This is a genomic window from Coleofasciculus sp. G2-EDA-02 (genome assembly GCF_040226375.1).
Classification (GTDB): domain Bacteria; phylum Cyanobacteriota; class Cyanobacteriia; order Cyanobacteriales; family Coleofasciculaceae; genus Coleofasciculus.
Genome location: NZ_JAVKEW010000090.1, coordinates 13,564 through 28,026, shown reverse-complemented (window position 1 = coordinate 28,026; position 14,463 = coordinate 13,564). Strand labels below are relative to the sequence as shown.

Annotated in this window: 16 protein-coding genes; 9 read left to right on the top strand and 7 right to left on the bottom strand. The window is 47.1% G+C overall.

Going from position 1 to position 14,463, the window contains the following annotated elements:
* The first annotated feature begins 271 nt into the window (after nt 1-271).
* Nucleotides 272-502, top strand: coding sequence for a hypothetical protein (locus RLO19_RS09830; RefSeq protein ID WP_446355951.1), 231 nt, complete (start codon nt 272-274; stop codon nt 500-502).
* Here RLO19_RS09830 and tsaD read toward each other — a convergent pair.
* Complete coding sequence (tsaD, locus tag RLO19_RS09825) at nt 499-1,557, bottom strand: tRNA (adenosine(37)-N6)-threonylcarbamoyltransferase complex transferase subunit TsaD (protein WP_446355949.1); 1,059 nt, start codon at nt 1,555-1,557, stop codon at nt 499-501. The genes RLO19_RS09830 and tsaD overlap by 4 nt on opposite strands.
* A gap of 152 nt (nt 1,558-1,709) precedes the next feature.
* Between tsaD and RLO19_RS09820 the strand changes: the two genes are divergently transcribed.
* The 3 genes from RLO19_RS09820 (at nt 1,710) to purH (ending at nt 4,257) form a co-directional block, all read left to right on the top strand.
* A complete protein-coding gene (locus RLO19_RS09820; RefSeq protein ID WP_446355947.1) occupies nt 1,710-2,204 on the top strand; it encodes a Photosystem I reaction center subunit III in 495 nt (164 codons plus the stop codon).
* Nucleotides 2,205-2,345: 141 nt separating this feature from the next.
* Complete coding sequence (gene psaJ, locus RLO19_RS09815) at nt 2,346-2,474, top strand: photosystem I reaction center subunit IX (RefSeq protein ID WP_006099310.1); 129 nt, start codon at nt 2,346-2,348, stop codon at nt 2,472-2,474.
* Between the two features lie 241 nt (nt 2,475-2,715).
* Nucleotides 2,716-4,257, top strand: a complete 1,542-nt coding sequence (purH, locus tag RLO19_RS09810; RefSeq protein WP_446355945.1) for a bifunctional phosphoribosylaminoimidazolecarboxamide formyltransferase/IMP cyclohydrolase — start codon at nt 2,716-2,718, stop codon at nt 4,255-4,257.
* A gap of 408 nt (nt 4,258-4,665) precedes the next feature.
* On the opposite strand, the gene RLO19_RS09805 is transcribed toward purH, so the two are convergent.
* From RLO19_RS09805 to psbN, 3 genes are all read right to left on the bottom strand, one after another.
* A complete protein-coding gene (locus RLO19_RS09805) occupies nt 4,666-5,298 on the bottom strand; it encodes a hypothetical protein (protein ID WP_446355943.1) in 633 nt (210 codons plus the stop codon).
* Between the two features lie 211 nt (nt 5,299-5,509).
* Nucleotides 5,510-5,740 (bottom strand): DNA-directed RNA polymerase subunit omega, encoded by a 231-nt coding sequence (locus tag RLO19_RS09800; protein WP_446339660.1) that lies wholly within the window; start codon nt 5,738-5,740, stop codon nt 5,510-5,512.
* A gap of 154 nt (nt 5,741-5,894) precedes the next feature.
* Nucleotides 5,895-6,026 carry a photosystem II reaction center protein PsbN gene (gene psbN / locus RLO19_RS09795; RefSeq protein WP_446339659.1) on the bottom strand — a complete coding sequence of 44 codons (132 nt, stop codon included), beginning with the start codon at nt 6,024-6,026 and terminating at the stop codon, nt 5,895-5,897.
* A gap of 84 nt (nt 6,027-6,110) precedes the next feature.
* Between psbN and psbH the strand changes: the two genes are divergently transcribed.
* Together psbH and RLO19_RS09785 are read left to right on the top strand one after the other, a co-directional pair.
* On the top strand, nt 6,111-6,314 hold the full coding sequence (gene psbH, locus RLO19_RS09790) for a photosystem II reaction center phosphoprotein PsbH (RefSeq protein ID WP_446339658.1): 204 nt from the start codon (nt 6,111-6,113) through the stop codon (nt 6,312-6,314).
* A 243-nt stretch (nt 6,315-6,557) separates the two neighbouring features.
* On the top strand, nt 6,558-6,845 hold the full coding sequence (locus RLO19_RS09785; RefSeq protein ID WP_446355941.1) for a TatA/E family twin arginine-targeting protein translocase: 288 nt from the start codon (nt 6,558-6,560) through the stop codon (nt 6,843-6,845).
* 341 nt (nt 6,846-7,186) lie between these two features.
* Here the strand turns inward: RLO19_RS09785 and RLO19_RS09780 are convergent, their stop codons facing one another.
* Entirely contained in the window at nt 7,187-7,915 is a 729-nt protein-coding gene (locus tag RLO19_RS09780; protein ID WP_446355939.1) for a response regulator transcription factor, read from the bottom strand.
* Between the two features lie 821 nt (nt 7,916-8,736).
* On the opposite strand from RLO19_RS09780, the gene RLO19_RS09775 reads away from it, so the two are divergent.
* Nucleotides 8,737-9,363 carry a CPP1-like family protein gene (locus RLO19_RS09775; RefSeq protein ID WP_446355937.1) on the top strand — a complete coding sequence of 209 codons (627 nt, stop codon included), beginning with the start codon at nt 8,737-8,739 and terminating at the stop codon, nt 9,361-9,363.
* Nucleotides 9,364-9,454: 91 nt separating this feature from the next.
* Here RLO19_RS09775 and hppD read toward each other — a convergent pair whose 3' ends face one another.
* Together hppD and RLO19_RS09765 are read right to left on the bottom strand one after the other, a co-directional pair.
* Nucleotides 9,455-10,594: a 4-hydroxyphenylpyruvate dioxygenase gene (gene hppD, locus RLO19_RS09770; protein ID WP_446355935.1), complete on the bottom strand. Its 1,140-nt coding sequence runs from the start codon at nt 10,592-10,594 to the stop codon at nt 9,455-9,457.
* Nucleotides 10,595-10,659: 65 nt separating this feature from the next.
* Nucleotides 10,660-11,376, bottom strand: coding sequence for an SDR family oxidoreductase (locus RLO19_RS09765; RefSeq protein WP_446339652.1), 717 nt, complete (start codon nt 11,374-11,376; stop codon nt 10,660-10,662).
* Nucleotides 11,377-11,532: 156 nt separating this feature from the next.
* Between RLO19_RS09765 and RLO19_RS09760 the strand changes: the two genes are divergently transcribed.
* Entirely contained in the window at nt 11,533-13,023 is a 1,491-nt protein-coding gene (locus RLO19_RS09760) for a phytoene desaturase (protein ID WP_446355933.1), read from the top strand.
* 283 nt (nt 13,024-13,306) lie between these two features.
* On the top strand, nt 13,307-14,125 hold the full coding sequence (locus RLO19_RS09755; RefSeq protein ID WP_446355931.1) for a pentapeptide repeat-containing protein: 819 nt from the start codon (nt 13,307-13,309) through the stop codon (nt 14,123-14,125).
* The last annotated feature ends 338 nt before the right edge of the window (nt 14,126-14,463 follow it).

The following is a 14,463-nucleotide window of genomic DNA, read 5'->3' as shown; positions in this document are numbered from 1 at the left end:
ATGCCCTATCGTACTATTGAAAACAAGAAAGAATGTGTTTTCTGGTGCTTGTTGCTTAGACTTTTTACCTGTACAAGCCTTTCTGTACAGAACCCTCTAAGCCTAGTTTTCAAGGTGCGATGCCTCTCGGCTCTGGGTTTTACAAGAGGTTTAATACCCTTTCCTCTGGCGTTAATTTTAACACAAAGTCGTCCTTTAAGGACGAGGCTTTAGACCCAATTTTTCGGTAAATGGTGGACCCGCCTCTGGGAAGAAGGTAAAAGCCGAGGTAATGCTGGCGGGAACCGATCGCGTGGCGGTTGATGCTGTCGCCATTGCCATCTTGCGATCGCTGGGCACCACTGATGCGGTTTCTAGTGGTTCAATTTGGCAGTTAGAGCAAATTCAACGAGCCGTAGAACTCGGATTGGGTGCTAGCAGTGCTGAACAAATCGAACTGGTAACGGCGGATAGCGCTAGCCAAACCATGGCAGATCAAATCCGTCAACTCTTAACGATTTAGCGATCGCCTGTTGAGTGTTGGTACAATTCCATCACCTTGGTAATCGGTAGCCGTGACTGTACGCCAATCGTTAGGGGAGAGGTATGTCCCCGATTAAGGTGATCCGCCGCTGCACAACCAATCATGGCAGCATTATCTGTACAATACTTAATCGGTGGGAAAAGAACGCGCAAATTGTGAGCTGACGCCGCCGCTTGTAGGTGCTGTCTCAATCCACTGTTTGCCGCAACGCCACCCCCCACAGCAATTGTGGTTAATCCATAATCGATCGCGCAATTAACCGCCCGTTTGGTTAGCGATCGCGCCACGGTTTCCTGGAAAGAAGCCGCAATATCCTTAACAGGTAATTCATCCCCTTCTTGCTCTAATTGTTGCACTAATCGCAAGACAGCCGTCTTCAACCCACTAAAACTGGAATCATAAGGGTGATACCCTCCACTCGGACGAGATATCTTCCCTTCGGGTAACCCAAAGGCGTGAGGATTTCCTTCCTTGGCTAACCGATCAATCGCCGGACCTCCAGGATAGCCCAGGTGCAACAATCGTGCTACCTTATCAAACGCCTCACCCGCCGCATCATCACGAGTTGAACCCAGCATTTCATAGACGCCACAGTCCTTAACATAAATTAAACTCGTATGACCCCCAGACACCAACAAACACAAAAATGGGGGTGCGAGTTCAGGTTCAATCAGATACGTGGCATAAATATGCCCTTCTAAGTGATGAACCCCGATAAACGGCTTATTATGAACCATTGCCAGGGTTTTTGCCCCTGTTAAACCCACCAACAGCGAACCCACCAAACCGGGCGCACAGGTAGCGGCTATCCCATCAATCGCCTCCCAGCCCAGGTTCGCTTCTGCCAAGGCTTGGGCGATCGCGGTATTGATCATTTCCAGATGCGATCGCGACGCCACTTCCGGCACAATCCCACCATAAGGTTGATGCACCGGAATCTGAGATGCCACAACATTACTACAACAGGTGCGATCCTCCACCACCGCCACGGCAGTTTCGTCACAACTGGTTTCTATGGCTAAAACACAAGCCATTGCTCCTCACCTGAATGAAAAACTCAATTTACATTTTAATTAACTTAACTTTACTCTGTTCAACCTGTCAGAGTAATATTGCTGGAGTGTACAAATCCTTTTTGTGTTTTGTACATAAAACTTTTGATTTTGTAACAAAAGGAAACAATTCTATGCGACGATTGTTGGCTCTACTTTTCGCCGTTACCCTCTGGTTTAGCTTTGTCACTCCAGCCTTGGCTGATTTTGACCATCTCACACCCTGTAGTGAATCACCCGCATTTCAGCAACGAGCGAAGAACGCCCGTGCGACCACCGATGACCCCAATTCCGGGCAAAAACGCTTTGAGCGTTATTCTCAAGCCCTCTGCGGTGATGACGGACTGCCCCACTTGATTGCGGATGGTCGCTTCAGTCGGGCTGGCGACTTTACCATTCCTAGCATTCTCTTTTTGTATATGGCTGGCTGGATTGGTTGGGTTGGTCGCTCCTATTTACAAGCGATTCAAGCCGAGAAGAATCCCGAAGAAAAAGAAATTATCATCGACGTGCCTTTGGCAATTAATAAAATGCTCTTTGGTTTTGTTTGGCCCCTAGCCGCCCTGCAAGAAGCCCTCTCTGGCAAACTGTATGCCAAAGAAGGTGAGATTCCTGTATCCCCTCGCTAATCTAGAAATTGGCAACTGGAGATAGGATCTGATGGTGTAGAATTTTCCGTCATTTCGGGGGACTAACATCATAGGGGCCAAAATCTCTAGTTACACGATTGATTGACTTACCTATCACCTATCACGTTCAGGAGAAGTTTGATGCAGTATTTTCTCAAGTATCTTTCCTTAGCCCCGGTGTTAATTGCTGTTTGGTTAACCATTACCGCCGGAATTTTGATTGAATTTAACCGCTTTTTCCCTGATTTGCTATTCCATCCGATGCCTTAAGCTGACTGGTGGGTATAGGTTGATAGCGGCATTTATGTCTCTATCAACCCATATTTTTAGATTCTCATCCCAGTACAAACGTATTGAGCAGTCGGCAAAGGGCGGGTTTATTAACATCAGGGCGGGAAACAAATGATAATAGTGAAACCCGCCCCGACAAACCAGGTTCCCCAAACGAAGTGAAGGGTCAAAACTTCCCCAATCCCAGATATCCTAAAGAAGATTGTGATCGAGAAAAGTTATGGCACGTTTAGCCCTGCTGAGTGTATCCGATAAAACCGGACTGGTTGAGTTTGCCCGTCAGTTAGTTACAGAATTTGACTTTGCCTTAATGAGTAGTGGGGGAACCGCCAAAGCCCTGCAAGAGGCTGATTTACCCGTAACTAAAGTATCTGACTATACAGAATTTCCCGAAATTTTAGGAGGTAGAGTAAAAACTCTGCATCCCCGGATTCATGGTGGTATTCTGGGACGGCGCGATGTGGCGGAAGATGTGGAACAAATGGCAGCCCATCAGATTCTACCCATTGATTTGGTGGTAGTGAATTTGTATCCCTTTGAGGAGACGATCGCGAAACCCAATGTAACGTTATCAGAGGCGATCGAGAATATCGATATTGGCGGACCTGCGATGCTACGGGCGTCAGCAAAGAATTATGCCCATCTAACGGTTTTGTGTAACCCTAGCCAGTATGAAACCTATCTAGAACAATTACGCCAGCATGAGCATCAACCGTCCCTAGAATTCCGCCAATCTTGTGCGATAGAAGCATTTTCTCATACAGGTGATTATGATCGCGCGATCGCTTCTTACCTCAACGCAACCCCGGAAGCACCATCCCTCCCCCAAGATTTTGTCCTCTCTGGAAAGCAACTGCAATCCCTACGCTACGGGGAAAATCCTCATCAATCAGCAACCTGGTATCAAACTGGAACCACTCCCACTGGATGGACAGCTGCAACCAAGCTGCAAGGAAAAGAACTCAGTTACAATAACTTAGTGGATTTAGAAGCCGCACGGCGGATTATTACTGAATTTACGGATTTACCCGCCGCCGTCGTCCTCAAGCATACAAATCCCTGTGGTGTGGCGTTGGGAGGTACGCTGTTTGAAGCTTACGAAAAAGCATTACACGCTGATCCCGTTTCTGCCTTTGGCGGTATTGTCGCATTGAACCATCCGATTGATATGTCTACAGCCGGGGCGTTAACCCAAACCTTCTTAGAATGTGTCGTCGCGCCAGAGTGTGAACCCGACGCAAAAGAGATTCTGGCTAAAAAATCGAAGTTAAGAGTTTTACTGCTACCTGAGTTACAAAATGGTCCCAAGCAAACTGTAAAAGTTATTGCTGGTGGATTGCTGGTGCAAGCGTCTGATGATGCAGTAGATACCCCCGACGACTGGCAAATTGTCACCGAAAAGCAACCGACTCCTGATCAACTAGAGGAATTATTATTTGCCTGGAAGGTGTGTAAACACGTTAAATCTAATGCGATTGTCGTCACTCGCGATCGCACCACCTTAGGAATTGGCGCCGGTCAAATGAATCGGGTAGGCGCGGTGAAAATTGCCTTAGAACAAGCTGGAGACAAAGCGAAAGGGGGTATTCTCGCCAGTGATGGATTCTTCCCCTTTGATGACTCAGTACGCACAGCGGCTGATGCTGGAATAGACGCGATCGTACAACCTGGGGGAAGTTTACGTGATAAAGATTCGATTCAGGCGGCGAATGAATTGGGTTTAGTGATGGTACTTACAGGTATACGTCACTTTTTGCATTAACCAACAAAAAAGGGTGTAATGACGTGGCACACCTAATTGGATGGATTAGAATTACGCAAAAGAAACGGTAGGGGCGTGTAGGGGCGCAAGGCTTGCGCCCGATTCAAAAGATTTTTTCCACCATTTTATCTGTGTCACGGTAGGGTGCGTTAGCGTTCGCGAAGCGTTCCCGTTCGCGCAGCGTTCCCGAAGGGTAGGGTAGCGTAACGCGCCGTTGCGCTAATTACTTCACACAAAAAAGGCGATTCAATTCCTTAAACTGAAGTTCCCCCCTAGAGGCTAAAGTCACCAGCCTCACCTTAGTCAAAGGTTGGTATGACCCAATAGACTATAGAGGGAGCGATCGCATTCACTCGCCTCTATTTCCCAACCTGACGCTAACGGATCAACAGGTGCTAAACGGCAATGTCAAAAATTGATGTTCAGTAAATCAGCATCTCCAGGTTGGGGTAATCGTGGCTTAGATGGGCGAGTAGGAGTGGAGGGTGGCGAAGGCTGCTGGCTGGGTATTGAAATTTGGGTATCGGGGCGATTGGGATTAAAAATGCTAACTAAAACCTCAATCAAATCCTCTCGCTGCTGGCGAGTCAGCTTTTCTATCGCCGCGCGATCGCCTGCCATCGGATTTTCCCTTAACGTGTTACTACCAGGATACAAAGATTCATTTATAGACTCATTAGCCCCAAGATAGTCTGCCAGCGTCAGCTTCCAATCAAATCGGTAATTAGGAAGACGTCTTTTCTCGTACAAGTGATAACGAATCAGACGACTTGCCAATGTACTCTCTAAATTGACTTCACCCGTTTCATTACTGACATACTGGTTCTCTTGTGGGAAATCGGGCAATCGCTCGTAAACTTGACGCCAAGTATCGTCAGGTCTAATTAATTGGGCGTTGACGGGTTGGGAACCTATAATTGACAAAAGGGGGATAGTCCTAACTCCCACTTTGCCCCAGCACAACCCAATACTCATCACCATGGTAAGGGTAAACAGCACAACGAAGCGTGTCGCCTTACCTTTGTGTTTCAGTTGGATCATAGTGAATAGGGATGATATCTGACTTTCACGGTATGTGGCGCAACGTTAGTAGAGACGTTGCATGCAACGTCTCTACAACTTTTTGGTTGCAACCTGATGTAAATCGCGCCCCGACTCAGGTTTTTAGACTTCCCGTGAAAAGTCAGGGATGATATAGCTGTCGCCATAAAAGTTACTCCCCCAGCTTCCCCAGCTTCCCCGGCGCCCGCCTTTAATCCCCGATAATTTCCGGTTGAGTCAGTTCATCAGACATCTCAATAATTGCCCGCAGTACAGGCTTCATCATTGGGTCGTCGAGATTTTCAAAATCTTCGTAGCGACGGCGCTTTGCCCGATTTGCCACTTGCACCGTAATCCGGTAGCGATTAGAAGCCGCGTTGACTAGCTCCTCTGCTCGGTGCATAATTTGACTGTAATCCAACTGGTAACGCCGATGCAGCATAGATTTTTATTCCGTTTCTTATCCTAAAGTCGCAAGTTATAAGTCTAGCATTCTTGACCCATGACTGCCTGTGTGAGCGCAGCAGGGCGAAGCCCAGCCAGAATGCCCCCATCTTCTACTCTCAGTGGGCAACCCAAGCAAGGATTGTCAACGCTTAGTCCTCGTGGTCTTCAAAGGGATCACTCAATTGAGCCGAAGGCGGACCAAACGCTGTGTAGATTGAGAAGGCGGTGACGACGATCAGAATTACAGCGACTGAAATGCTAAGAACTATTGCAGGTTCCATGGTGGGTCTCTATAGATTAGTCTTCTTCCTCTATAATATTACAGAACATTACAAAACGTGATCGAAATTAATCATAGGTGACCCATGGCACAACGGACGTGGTTAGGAGATATTCTCAAACCCCTGAACTCTGAATATGGTAAAGTGGCTCCCGGTTGGGGAACAACGCCTTTGATGGCGGTGTTCATGCTCTTATTCTTCGTTTTCTTGCTAATTATCTTGCAGTTATACAACTCCTCGCTGTTGCTGGAGAACATCAATGTGGATTGGAAAAGCTTAGGTCAATAGGTCTGTTGGTGTTGATTGTACTCTTTCTCCCCCAACTTTCTCCTCCAAGCCAGCGACATGGTATTTGCGAAGCACCAAACAAGCTATAGGGTTCATAGCTATAAACTTTTCTCTAATCAGATATGAACCATTGATACCCTCTCCCTCTGTACTTTTCAGTGGGGAGAGGGTTATCTATGAAGCGTTAGACTTTAGATTTGAGACACAATAGACACAGGTCTTGGTACATCAGGAGGTTATGAAATGAATGTTTTTGGGATTGGTTTACCGGAAATGGCGCTGATTTTGATTGTGGCGCTATTAGTATTCGGGCCGAAAAAGTTGCCGGAGATTGGTCGGAGTCTAGGCAAAGCCATTCGCGGCTTTCAAGATGCATCTAGAGAATTTGAATCGGAATTTAAGCGTGAGGCTCAACAGTTAGAACAAGCGACGAAAACACCAGCACTGTATGAAACTCAGCAGAAAGCTACCCCTGAAACTGATTCAACAGATAACGATAATCACGCCGCGACTCCGTCTCAAGCTGGCTAACAATTACTTTTTCACTGAACGTTTTCGCTGAACGTGAAGACGGAGTGTTAGTCTTGACTGACTGCTGTTTTCCTAGCGGTGTCCATTTTTCATTACCTAAAATGCCACAAAATGTCAGGACAACCATTTGTCCTAACGGTGGCACTCACCCTGAAAGAGGGAGGAATACGGCGACTAATATCAGATGGGTAAGCGCTCAAAATTCTATCGGTCTTGGGCATCCGGACGGCTGCTGAGAGAAGGGTAGGTAGCTATAAGAGCTAATCGTGGGTAGTCCATGATCAAGTAATTCCTGATGAAGCCAAAAGCTGACACCATGGCGCGAGCTTGGTGTCAGTTGTTCATAAAGACCGTTGCCCATTATTTTGCTCAGTGTTGGGTGCCTCAAACTTGTACCCAACTCCCCGAATCGTTTGGATTAATTTTGGGTCACTCGCATCGATTTCGATCTTTTTGCGAATTTGCCCAATATGAACGTCAACAACTCGTTGGTCTCCAACATAGTCGTATTCCCACACTTCCTGAATCAATTCAGAGCGGCGCAGGACTTGACCCGGATGAGACGCTAAGAAATGTAACAAATCGAACTCTAGAGCGGTCAAAGGGACGAGTTGGTCGTGAAGGGTCACCTCCCGACGTGTGGGATCAATTGTCAAGTGATTGTAAACGAGGCGCTGCTGGTCGGTCGGCGTAATTTCTCGCTTACGTCTCAAAATCGCCCCCACTCGATTTTCGAGTTCCATTAAATCGAAGGGCTTGGTGAGATAGTCATCACCACCTTGTTTGAACCCTTGGTTTTTGTCAGCGGGTTCACCGCGACTAGTGAGAAAGAGAACAAAAACATCATTGATGTTTTGCATGTCCCGGCAAAGGTTGTAGCCAAGGGTATCCGGCAAATTCACATCCAGAATTACTAAGTCTGGGTTGAATTGTTTAAATGCGGCTAAAGCCGTCTTACCATCCTGCGCCGACTCCATTTGATAGTTCTTTTTGCTCAAAAAGCGAATGATTAAATTGCGGATTGCCGGGTCGTCGTCCACGACAAGAATTTTGGCGGAGACCATGGTCATAAATTTCCACGGAGAACTAATTTCAGGGATTGAGATAAGATGCACACCTATTCACCACTAGGATGTCTTGAGCATTTTAGTCAATACTCTTCTAGCGTAACTGGATCAGGAATCAGGGTATAGATTTTTGTGACATCAATAGCGTAGTCAGCCTTTAAGTCAATTATCGCCAGAGAACTCAGGGATGCCAATAGCGTTTGGCATCGTTACCCAAGTGGGAAAATAGGGCAGCCGCCCAATAGCATAACCGCTTTTGGCAGATCTGGCATCACTTGGGCTGGACCCAACAAATTTTTCTGTCCAGAGGACTTGTTTGCAAAGAACAGGCTACACTAGCTTGCAAGGGAGTTAGCATGACGCTCGGTACCTAACCAGACTGTTACCTGTTGGGTGCAGCCCGGTTAATAGTATCGATGTCTATCATAATAACCAGTGTAGAGTCTTAACAAAATCGGCGGAAGTCCCCATCTGTCTTCACGGTGGGAATGGATAGCCTCACCCTAGCTGATAAGCTAAAAACATTGGTGGGAACTCCAACTAAAAACCGCGACCAAGGGACAAAACAAAATTACTGCCTGTGGAAGACGGGCGGCTGCCTGTGGACGCCCTTGTAAGACCATCACCGGATTCAGTTCTGGACTTTCTGCGCTTTTGAAAGTACCCAACGTGGCATCGGCGGATGAGACGGGAAATCTCGAAGACGAATAAGACCGTCACTGTTTTAGCTAATGTGAGGGCGTTAGAAGCCCCAACAAAAGCGAAGCAGGTTGGGGTACTTCACGATATACCAGTGAAAAAAAGGGATATCTCGGAGGTTTTGAATGAGCGATCAAAATCCCTACGAAAAACTTGGGGTCACAGAAGATGCTTCCTTTGATGAAATTCAGGATGCTAAAGGGCGCTTGATGCAGCAGCATCGCGGCGAACCTAAGCTCATAGAGTCGGTAGAGGCGGCTTATGATGCGATTATTATGGATCGCCTCAGAATGCGCCAAGAAGGAAAAATCAAGGTTCCAGAACGCATTCGTTTTCCGGAACGAGAAAAAGTCCCACAAACTTCTTTGGGTTTAAGCCCACCCTCAGGCAATTCCTCTCCGGCTTGGCTACAACGACTTTTAGACACCCCGACGAGGAGTGATCTTGTTGCACCAACGGTTGTGTTCTTGGTATTGAGTGGTCTGACTCTGTTTTATCCGGAAGCGTCAATTCTTACCTTGGCTGTCGCCTTGGGGTTTGGCGGTACAATTTATTTCCTCAATCGCAAAGAACAACAATTTGGTCGGGCTGTCTTACTGACCCTAGTTGGTTTGCTGTTCGGTGTAGCATTAGGAACAGTTCTGGGAGGAGCATTGGAGTCACTGCTTATGGACATGGGTTTGACCATTGAGAAATTTGCCTCATTGGTAACCTTTGTCTTGTTCTGGCTGATTAGCAGCTTTCTGCGATGAAAGGGGGAATAGGAGAAGACAAGGTAGAGATTCAGCAACTCCCTTGTCCTCAATTTCCTCATTCCCTGTTCCTGATTAAAAAAAATACTGATCAACTCTTTTCAATCGACAAACAACCCCGTTTCATCTGCTCCCTCTCTATCGCCTCAAACAAAGCGCGGAAATTCCCCTCACCAAAGCCTTTTGCCCCCCATCGCCGTTCTATGAACTCAAAGAAGAAGGTGGGTTCGGCGAAAATAGGTTGGGTAAAGGTTTGCAGAAGCAACGCTTGAGGGGATTTGGCTTGCCAATCCACTAAAATTTGCTGCTGGGCGATCGCGTCCCATTCCGCCATCGAGAAATTATAGCCCGGATGGCGATCGCGGACTATCCTGTAATAACTGGGGGGAACGTTGATGAAGGACATACCTTGGCGGCGTCGTTGCGCGATCGCACCTACAATATCTCTCGTAGCTAAGGCAATATGCTGGACTCCGGCTCCTCCATTCACATCCAGAAATTCCTGAATTTGAGAATTCGCTGATGTCGGTTCATTAATGGGCAATTGTGTCCCTGTCACCGGATGCACCATAACCTGAGAGCATAAGCCAGATTTTTCCGTCTGGATAGTAAACACCTGCTGTGGTTGGAAGTCCAACACCTGCTGATACCACTGAACCGCTTTCGCCAAATCCCCAGCCGCCACATTCAGGACAACGTGATCGATATGGGTAAACTCCTCAATTGGGGAACTGTTGAGTGTTGATTGTTGAATTTGTACAGATCCGCCCTGGCGCGTCTGATTGTTGGGTGTTGAACTCAGCCAGTCTACCTGTACAGGAAAGTAGGGAATGGAATGAAAGCTATGGCGTTCAACCAGAGTATGAGTCATATCGCCCCAGGCGGCGACTTTACCCCATTTTATGTAACTATCCTCATATTTGTGAATTTGAAGGGGTTGTAAGACCTTAGCGCCGCGTTTGAGCAGTCGTTCAATAACATATTCCATGTTGGAAACGTTAAAGGCAATATCAGCAACACCTGGAGGATGCTGGTGCAGAAACTGGGCAACGGGACTGTTCGGCGCGATCGCAGACGACAGGACAAAATAAATTGCCCCACTCTTCACCACTGTTGTGCGTGTGTGACAACTCGCCCCCGATGCCACAGATTGAAAGCCCATCTGCTCGACAAACCAAGCGCGGGAGGCTAGCGCATCTTTAACGTAAAAGTGAATGTGATCGATTCTCATGGCTTATCCCATCCGGCAGCTTACCTGGTTTTGACACTCCCCGCCCTAAATTCAGCACGCCCTCGTTAAAAGAATAGATGGCTTTCCGGCTGAATGTTGATTTCCATCGGTACTGCTTGCTCTTCAGCGTTCAGGGCAAACAGAACGGCATTAGCGGCTGTTTCCGGCGTGAGCATCTTCTTGCGATCCACTTTTAAGCTGACATTATCCCAGAAGGGTGAATCCACACCGCCAAAGTAAAAGAGTGTAAACTTAATCCCAAAACGCTTTAATTCATCTGCCATACATTTGCTAAACCCGACAACGCCAAACTTCGAGGCGCAGTACGCTGATGCCATTGCCATGGAATGTTTGCCCAAAATGCCGACGATATTACAGATATGACCGGATTTTTGACTTTTCATCACTTCGGCGGCGGCTTGACAGGTATAGAAGCTACCTTTGAGATTTAAGTCCAGCATCGCGTCTAGGTCAGCCGATGTAATTTTGTTGTACTGTTTAAGAATTCCTGCCCCCGCCGCATTGACGAGTACGTCAATCTGACCAAACTTGTCAACCGCCTTGTGCATAAGCGTTTCCACCTGGGCTGGATCGGTGATATCGGTTGGTACATTTAGGACTTGCTCTAAATTAGTCATGGGGAGTTGGGACACTAAAGCGGCTAAGCGATCGCTCTGTCTGGCGGCGAGGACTAAATTTGCTCCCTCTTTTGCTAGTTGGTGGGTTACAGCCGAGCCAATACCCCCTGTGGCACCGACGACCACAATAACTTTATCTGGCATATAATTTTACATTTCTTTACATCTTTACCTATGATAGAGCGGTTCGTCCGTTGTCATTGGTCATTTGTTGTATGTACTCATCTCCCCCTGCTCCCAGACGTGCCATGGCACGTCTCTACAACTCCTGCTTCCTGAAAAGTTATAAAGAGCTAGATTATGGATATTGTGGTCATTGGTAGCGGATTTGGGGGTCTATCGGCGGCGATTTGGTTAAGTGCTGGGGGTCATCGGGTGACGATTGTGGAAAAGCGCGATCGCGCCGGGGGGCGTGCGTATGTTTACCAACAGCAGGGGTTTACCTTTGATGGGGGTCCAACGATTATTACCGTGCCACATTTAATCGACGAGTTATTTGCCCTAGGTGGAAAAAAAACTGCCGATTATGTCAAACTTGTCCCCCTTGAACCCTTTTATAACGTCCGCTTTCCTGATGGATCAGTCTTTCACTACAATAATTACACCGACGCCCTAATTGAACAAATTCGGGATTTTAATCCAGCCGATGTCGCCGGATATCAACGTTTTGCTAAAGCAGCAAACGCCATATTTGAGAAAGGATTGCCGTTAATGGAGCAGTCGTTTAGTCGCTTTACGGATATGCTAAACGTGGCTCCGGATTTGATTCGTTTACAGACGTATAAATCAGTCGCTGGGTTTGTTAATCAGTACATTCAAGATGAACGATTGCGGCAAGTTTTTAGTTTTCATCCCCTATTAATTGGTGGAAATCCGTTTCAGAGTACGGCTATCTACGCCATGATTCACAAGTTAGAACAGGCGTTTGGGATTTGGTTCCCTATGGGAGGAACGGGCGCATTAGTCCAGGCGCTGGTGCAATTGTTTCAGGAACTTGGGGGTCAATTTTTGCTAAATCAATCGGTGACGGAAATTGTGGTGGATGAAACCACGAAACGAGCCACAGGGGTAAGATTAGAGGGGGGAGAGGTGCTGAAGGCGGACGTGGTGGTAAGTAATGCTGATGTGGCGTTTACTTACTTAAATTTAATTCCCCAGAAATTTCGCCGCAAATATAATGACCGCCGCGTTAAAAAGATGCGCTATTCTATGTCCTTATTTGTGCTGTATTTTGGCACAGACTGTCAGTATCCCGACATGGCACACCATGAAATCTTGATGGGGACTCGGTATCGGGAATTGATGCGGGATATATTTGGGCGTCAACAGCTTGCGGAAGATTTTGCCTTGTACTTACATCATCCTACGGCGACTGATCCATCTTTAGCCCCACCGGGGTGTGATTGTTGGTATGTGTTATCGCCTGTTCCCCATTTGGGGAGTCAAACAGACTGGAGGGTGATGGCGAAACCGTATCGGGATAAGATTATTGAGTATTTGGAACAGCATTATTTACCCGATTTATCCAAGCATATTGTTACAGAACATTATATTGATACGTTGCATTTTCGCGATACATTAAATAGTTATTTAGGGAGTGCCTTTTCCGTGGAACCGATTCTCACGCAGTCGGCGTGGTTTCGTCCTCATAATCAGAGTGAGGATATTTCTAATCTCTATTTTGTGGGCGCGGGAACGCATCCGGGGGCGGGATTACCGGGGGTGATGAGTTCAGGAAAAATTGCAGCGCGGCTGATTGAAGAAACGGCAAGCCAAATGGTAGTGGCGTAGCACAGCTAAAATGGTGGAATAGATTTGACTGGTTTTCTGGGCGCACCATCCGTGGGCGCACCATCCGTGCGCCCCTACAAGGTAATCAATCAATTTAGGTGTGCCGCGCCGTCATTGTGAGGAGAGCGAATCGGAACACACCTGCTAACCCAGCCTAAACAAAGCCTATGACAACTGGTGCAAGATCTCAGTATGACCCGACAGAATATAGAAGGAGCGATCGCATTCACTCTGAATCTGTTCTCCAACCTTGTGCTAACGGCTCAACAGGCGCTAAACGGCAATGTCATCTAACAATTTAGACCACTACTACAGAATACTGGGACTAGAACCCGGAGCCTCCCTAGAAGAAGTGAACCAAGCCTACAAAGACTTGGCATTTATTTGGCATCCGGATCGGGTACCGGAGGAGAATCAGCGCTTGCGCCAGAAAGCTGAGGACAAACTCAAAGAAATAAACCAAGCGCGAGACGAACTGCGATCGCACAAACCCAAAACGCCCAAACCCCCATCCTCACCGCCACGCAAGCCTGCGGCAAATACCTCTTATTACCGTGCGCGATCGCCCCGACAAGAACCGACTCAATCGCGGCGTTACTCTCCATCGAGGGAACCGAAGCAACCACCCTCCTCATCTAGGAGTTACTCTCAATCAACAGAACCGAAGCAACCACCCTCCCCAGCTAGGAATGACTACCAACCCAGAACGCGATCGCAATCCCAGCGCCCGCGATCACAGCCCGATCTCAGTGGTGCTAATTTTCAGGGAGTTGATCTCAAAGAAAAAGATTTATCTGGACGCAATCTTAGTAATGCCAATCTCAGTCAGGCTAACCTGACGGATGCTTTTTTACATAATGTAAATTTCAGTGGTGCAAATTTAGAAGGAGCCAATCTTTTTCGCGCTAACTTATTTCAAGCCTGTTTAGTTCAGGCAAATTTACGAGATGCTAATTTAATTGGTGCGGATTTAAGTGGTGCAGATTTAAGTGGTGCAGATTTGCGGGGCGCTAAAGTGGGGACAGCCGACCGATTGCTCGTTAAATTAACGGGAGCTATTTTATCGGGGACTATTTTACCCGATGGCAGAATTCACGAATAATCAGACCCATGAAAATTTATCTAACTATCTGTTTGTGCTGAATACTCCATTTCCATTCACTTTCACCTTTATCAGTAAACCCCGACACCCGCCAAGAACTCATGTTCTTGGCTTATAGCTAAAGTCCATTAAAATGGACTAAAACTTTTATGCACTCGTCTTTAGACGACTTGATCTTGGGTTCTTTGGGTTGAAACCCAAGGCGGTTTAACTCGTCCAGAATCTGCCCAGATAGGTTAACCTGTATGCTAGATCAAGAGGGTTCTCCATACCCACACCTTGAACAATTATAGCAACCGCCATAGCGGTTAGGACACATCTTATGGTAGAGACTCCTC

Bases quoted from the DNA above. Each gene is read 5' to 3' on its own strand.
- RLO19_RS09780 (WP_446355939.1), bottom strand. From the start codon at position 7,915: ATGACCATGGTCTCCGCCAAAATTCTTGTCGTGGACGACGACCCGGCA.
- psbH (WP_446339658.1), top strand. From the start codon at position 6,111: ATGGCACAACGGACGTGGTTAGGAGATATTCTCAAACCCCTGAACTCT.
- RLO19_RS09775 (WP_446355937.1), top strand. From the start codon at position 8,737: ATGAGCGATCAAAATCCCTACGAAAAACTTGGGGTCACAGAAGATGCT.
- tsaD (WP_446355949.1), bottom strand. From the start codon at position 1,557: ATGGCTTGTGTTTTAGCCATAGAAACCAGTTGTGACGAAACTGCCGTG.
- psbN (WP_446339659.1), bottom strand. From the start codon at position 6,026: ATGGAACCTGCAATAGTTCTTAGCATTTCAGTCGCTGTAATTCTGATC.
- RLO19_RS09820 (WP_446355947.1), top strand. From the start codon at position 1,710: ATGCGACGATTGTTGGCTCTACTTTTCGCCGTTACCCTCTGGTTTAGC.
- purH (WP_446355945.1), top strand. From the start codon at position 2,716: ATGGCACGTTTAGCCCTGCTGAGTGTATCCGATAAAACCGGACTGGTT.
- RLO19_RS09785 (WP_446355941.1), top strand. From the start codon at position 6,558: ATGAATGTTTTTGGGATTGGTTTACCGGAAATGGCGCTGATTTTGATT.
- RLO19_RS09765 (WP_446339652.1), bottom strand. From the start codon at position 11,376: ATGCCAGATAAAGTTATTGTGGTCGTCGGTGCCACAGGGGGTATTGGC.
- RLO19_RS09755 (WP_446355931.1), top strand. From the start codon at position 13,307: ATGTCATCTAACAATTTAGACCACTACTACAGAATACTGGGACTAGAA.
- psaJ (WP_006099310.1), top strand. From the start codon at position 2,346: ATGCAGTATTTTCTCAAGTATCTTTCCTTAGCCCCGGTGTTAATTGCT.
- RLO19_RS09760 (WP_446355933.1), top strand. From the start codon at position 11,533: ATGGATATTGTGGTCATTGGTAGCGGATTTGGGGGTCTATCGGCGGCG.
- RLO19_RS09800 (WP_446339660.1), bottom strand. From the start codon at position 5,740: ATGCTGCATCGGCGTTACCAGTTGGATTACAGTCAAATTATGCACCGA.
- hppD (WP_446355935.1), bottom strand. From the start codon at position 10,594: ATGAGAATCGATCACATTCACTTTTACGTTAAAGATGCGCTAGCCTCC.
- RLO19_RS09805 (WP_446355943.1), bottom strand. From the start codon at position 5,298: ATGATCCAACTGAAACACAAAGGTAAGGCGACACGCTTCGTTGTGCTG.
- RLO19_RS09830 (WP_446355951.1), top strand. From the start codon at position 272: ATGCTGGCGGGAACCGATCGCGTGGCGGTTGATGCTGTCGCCATTGCC.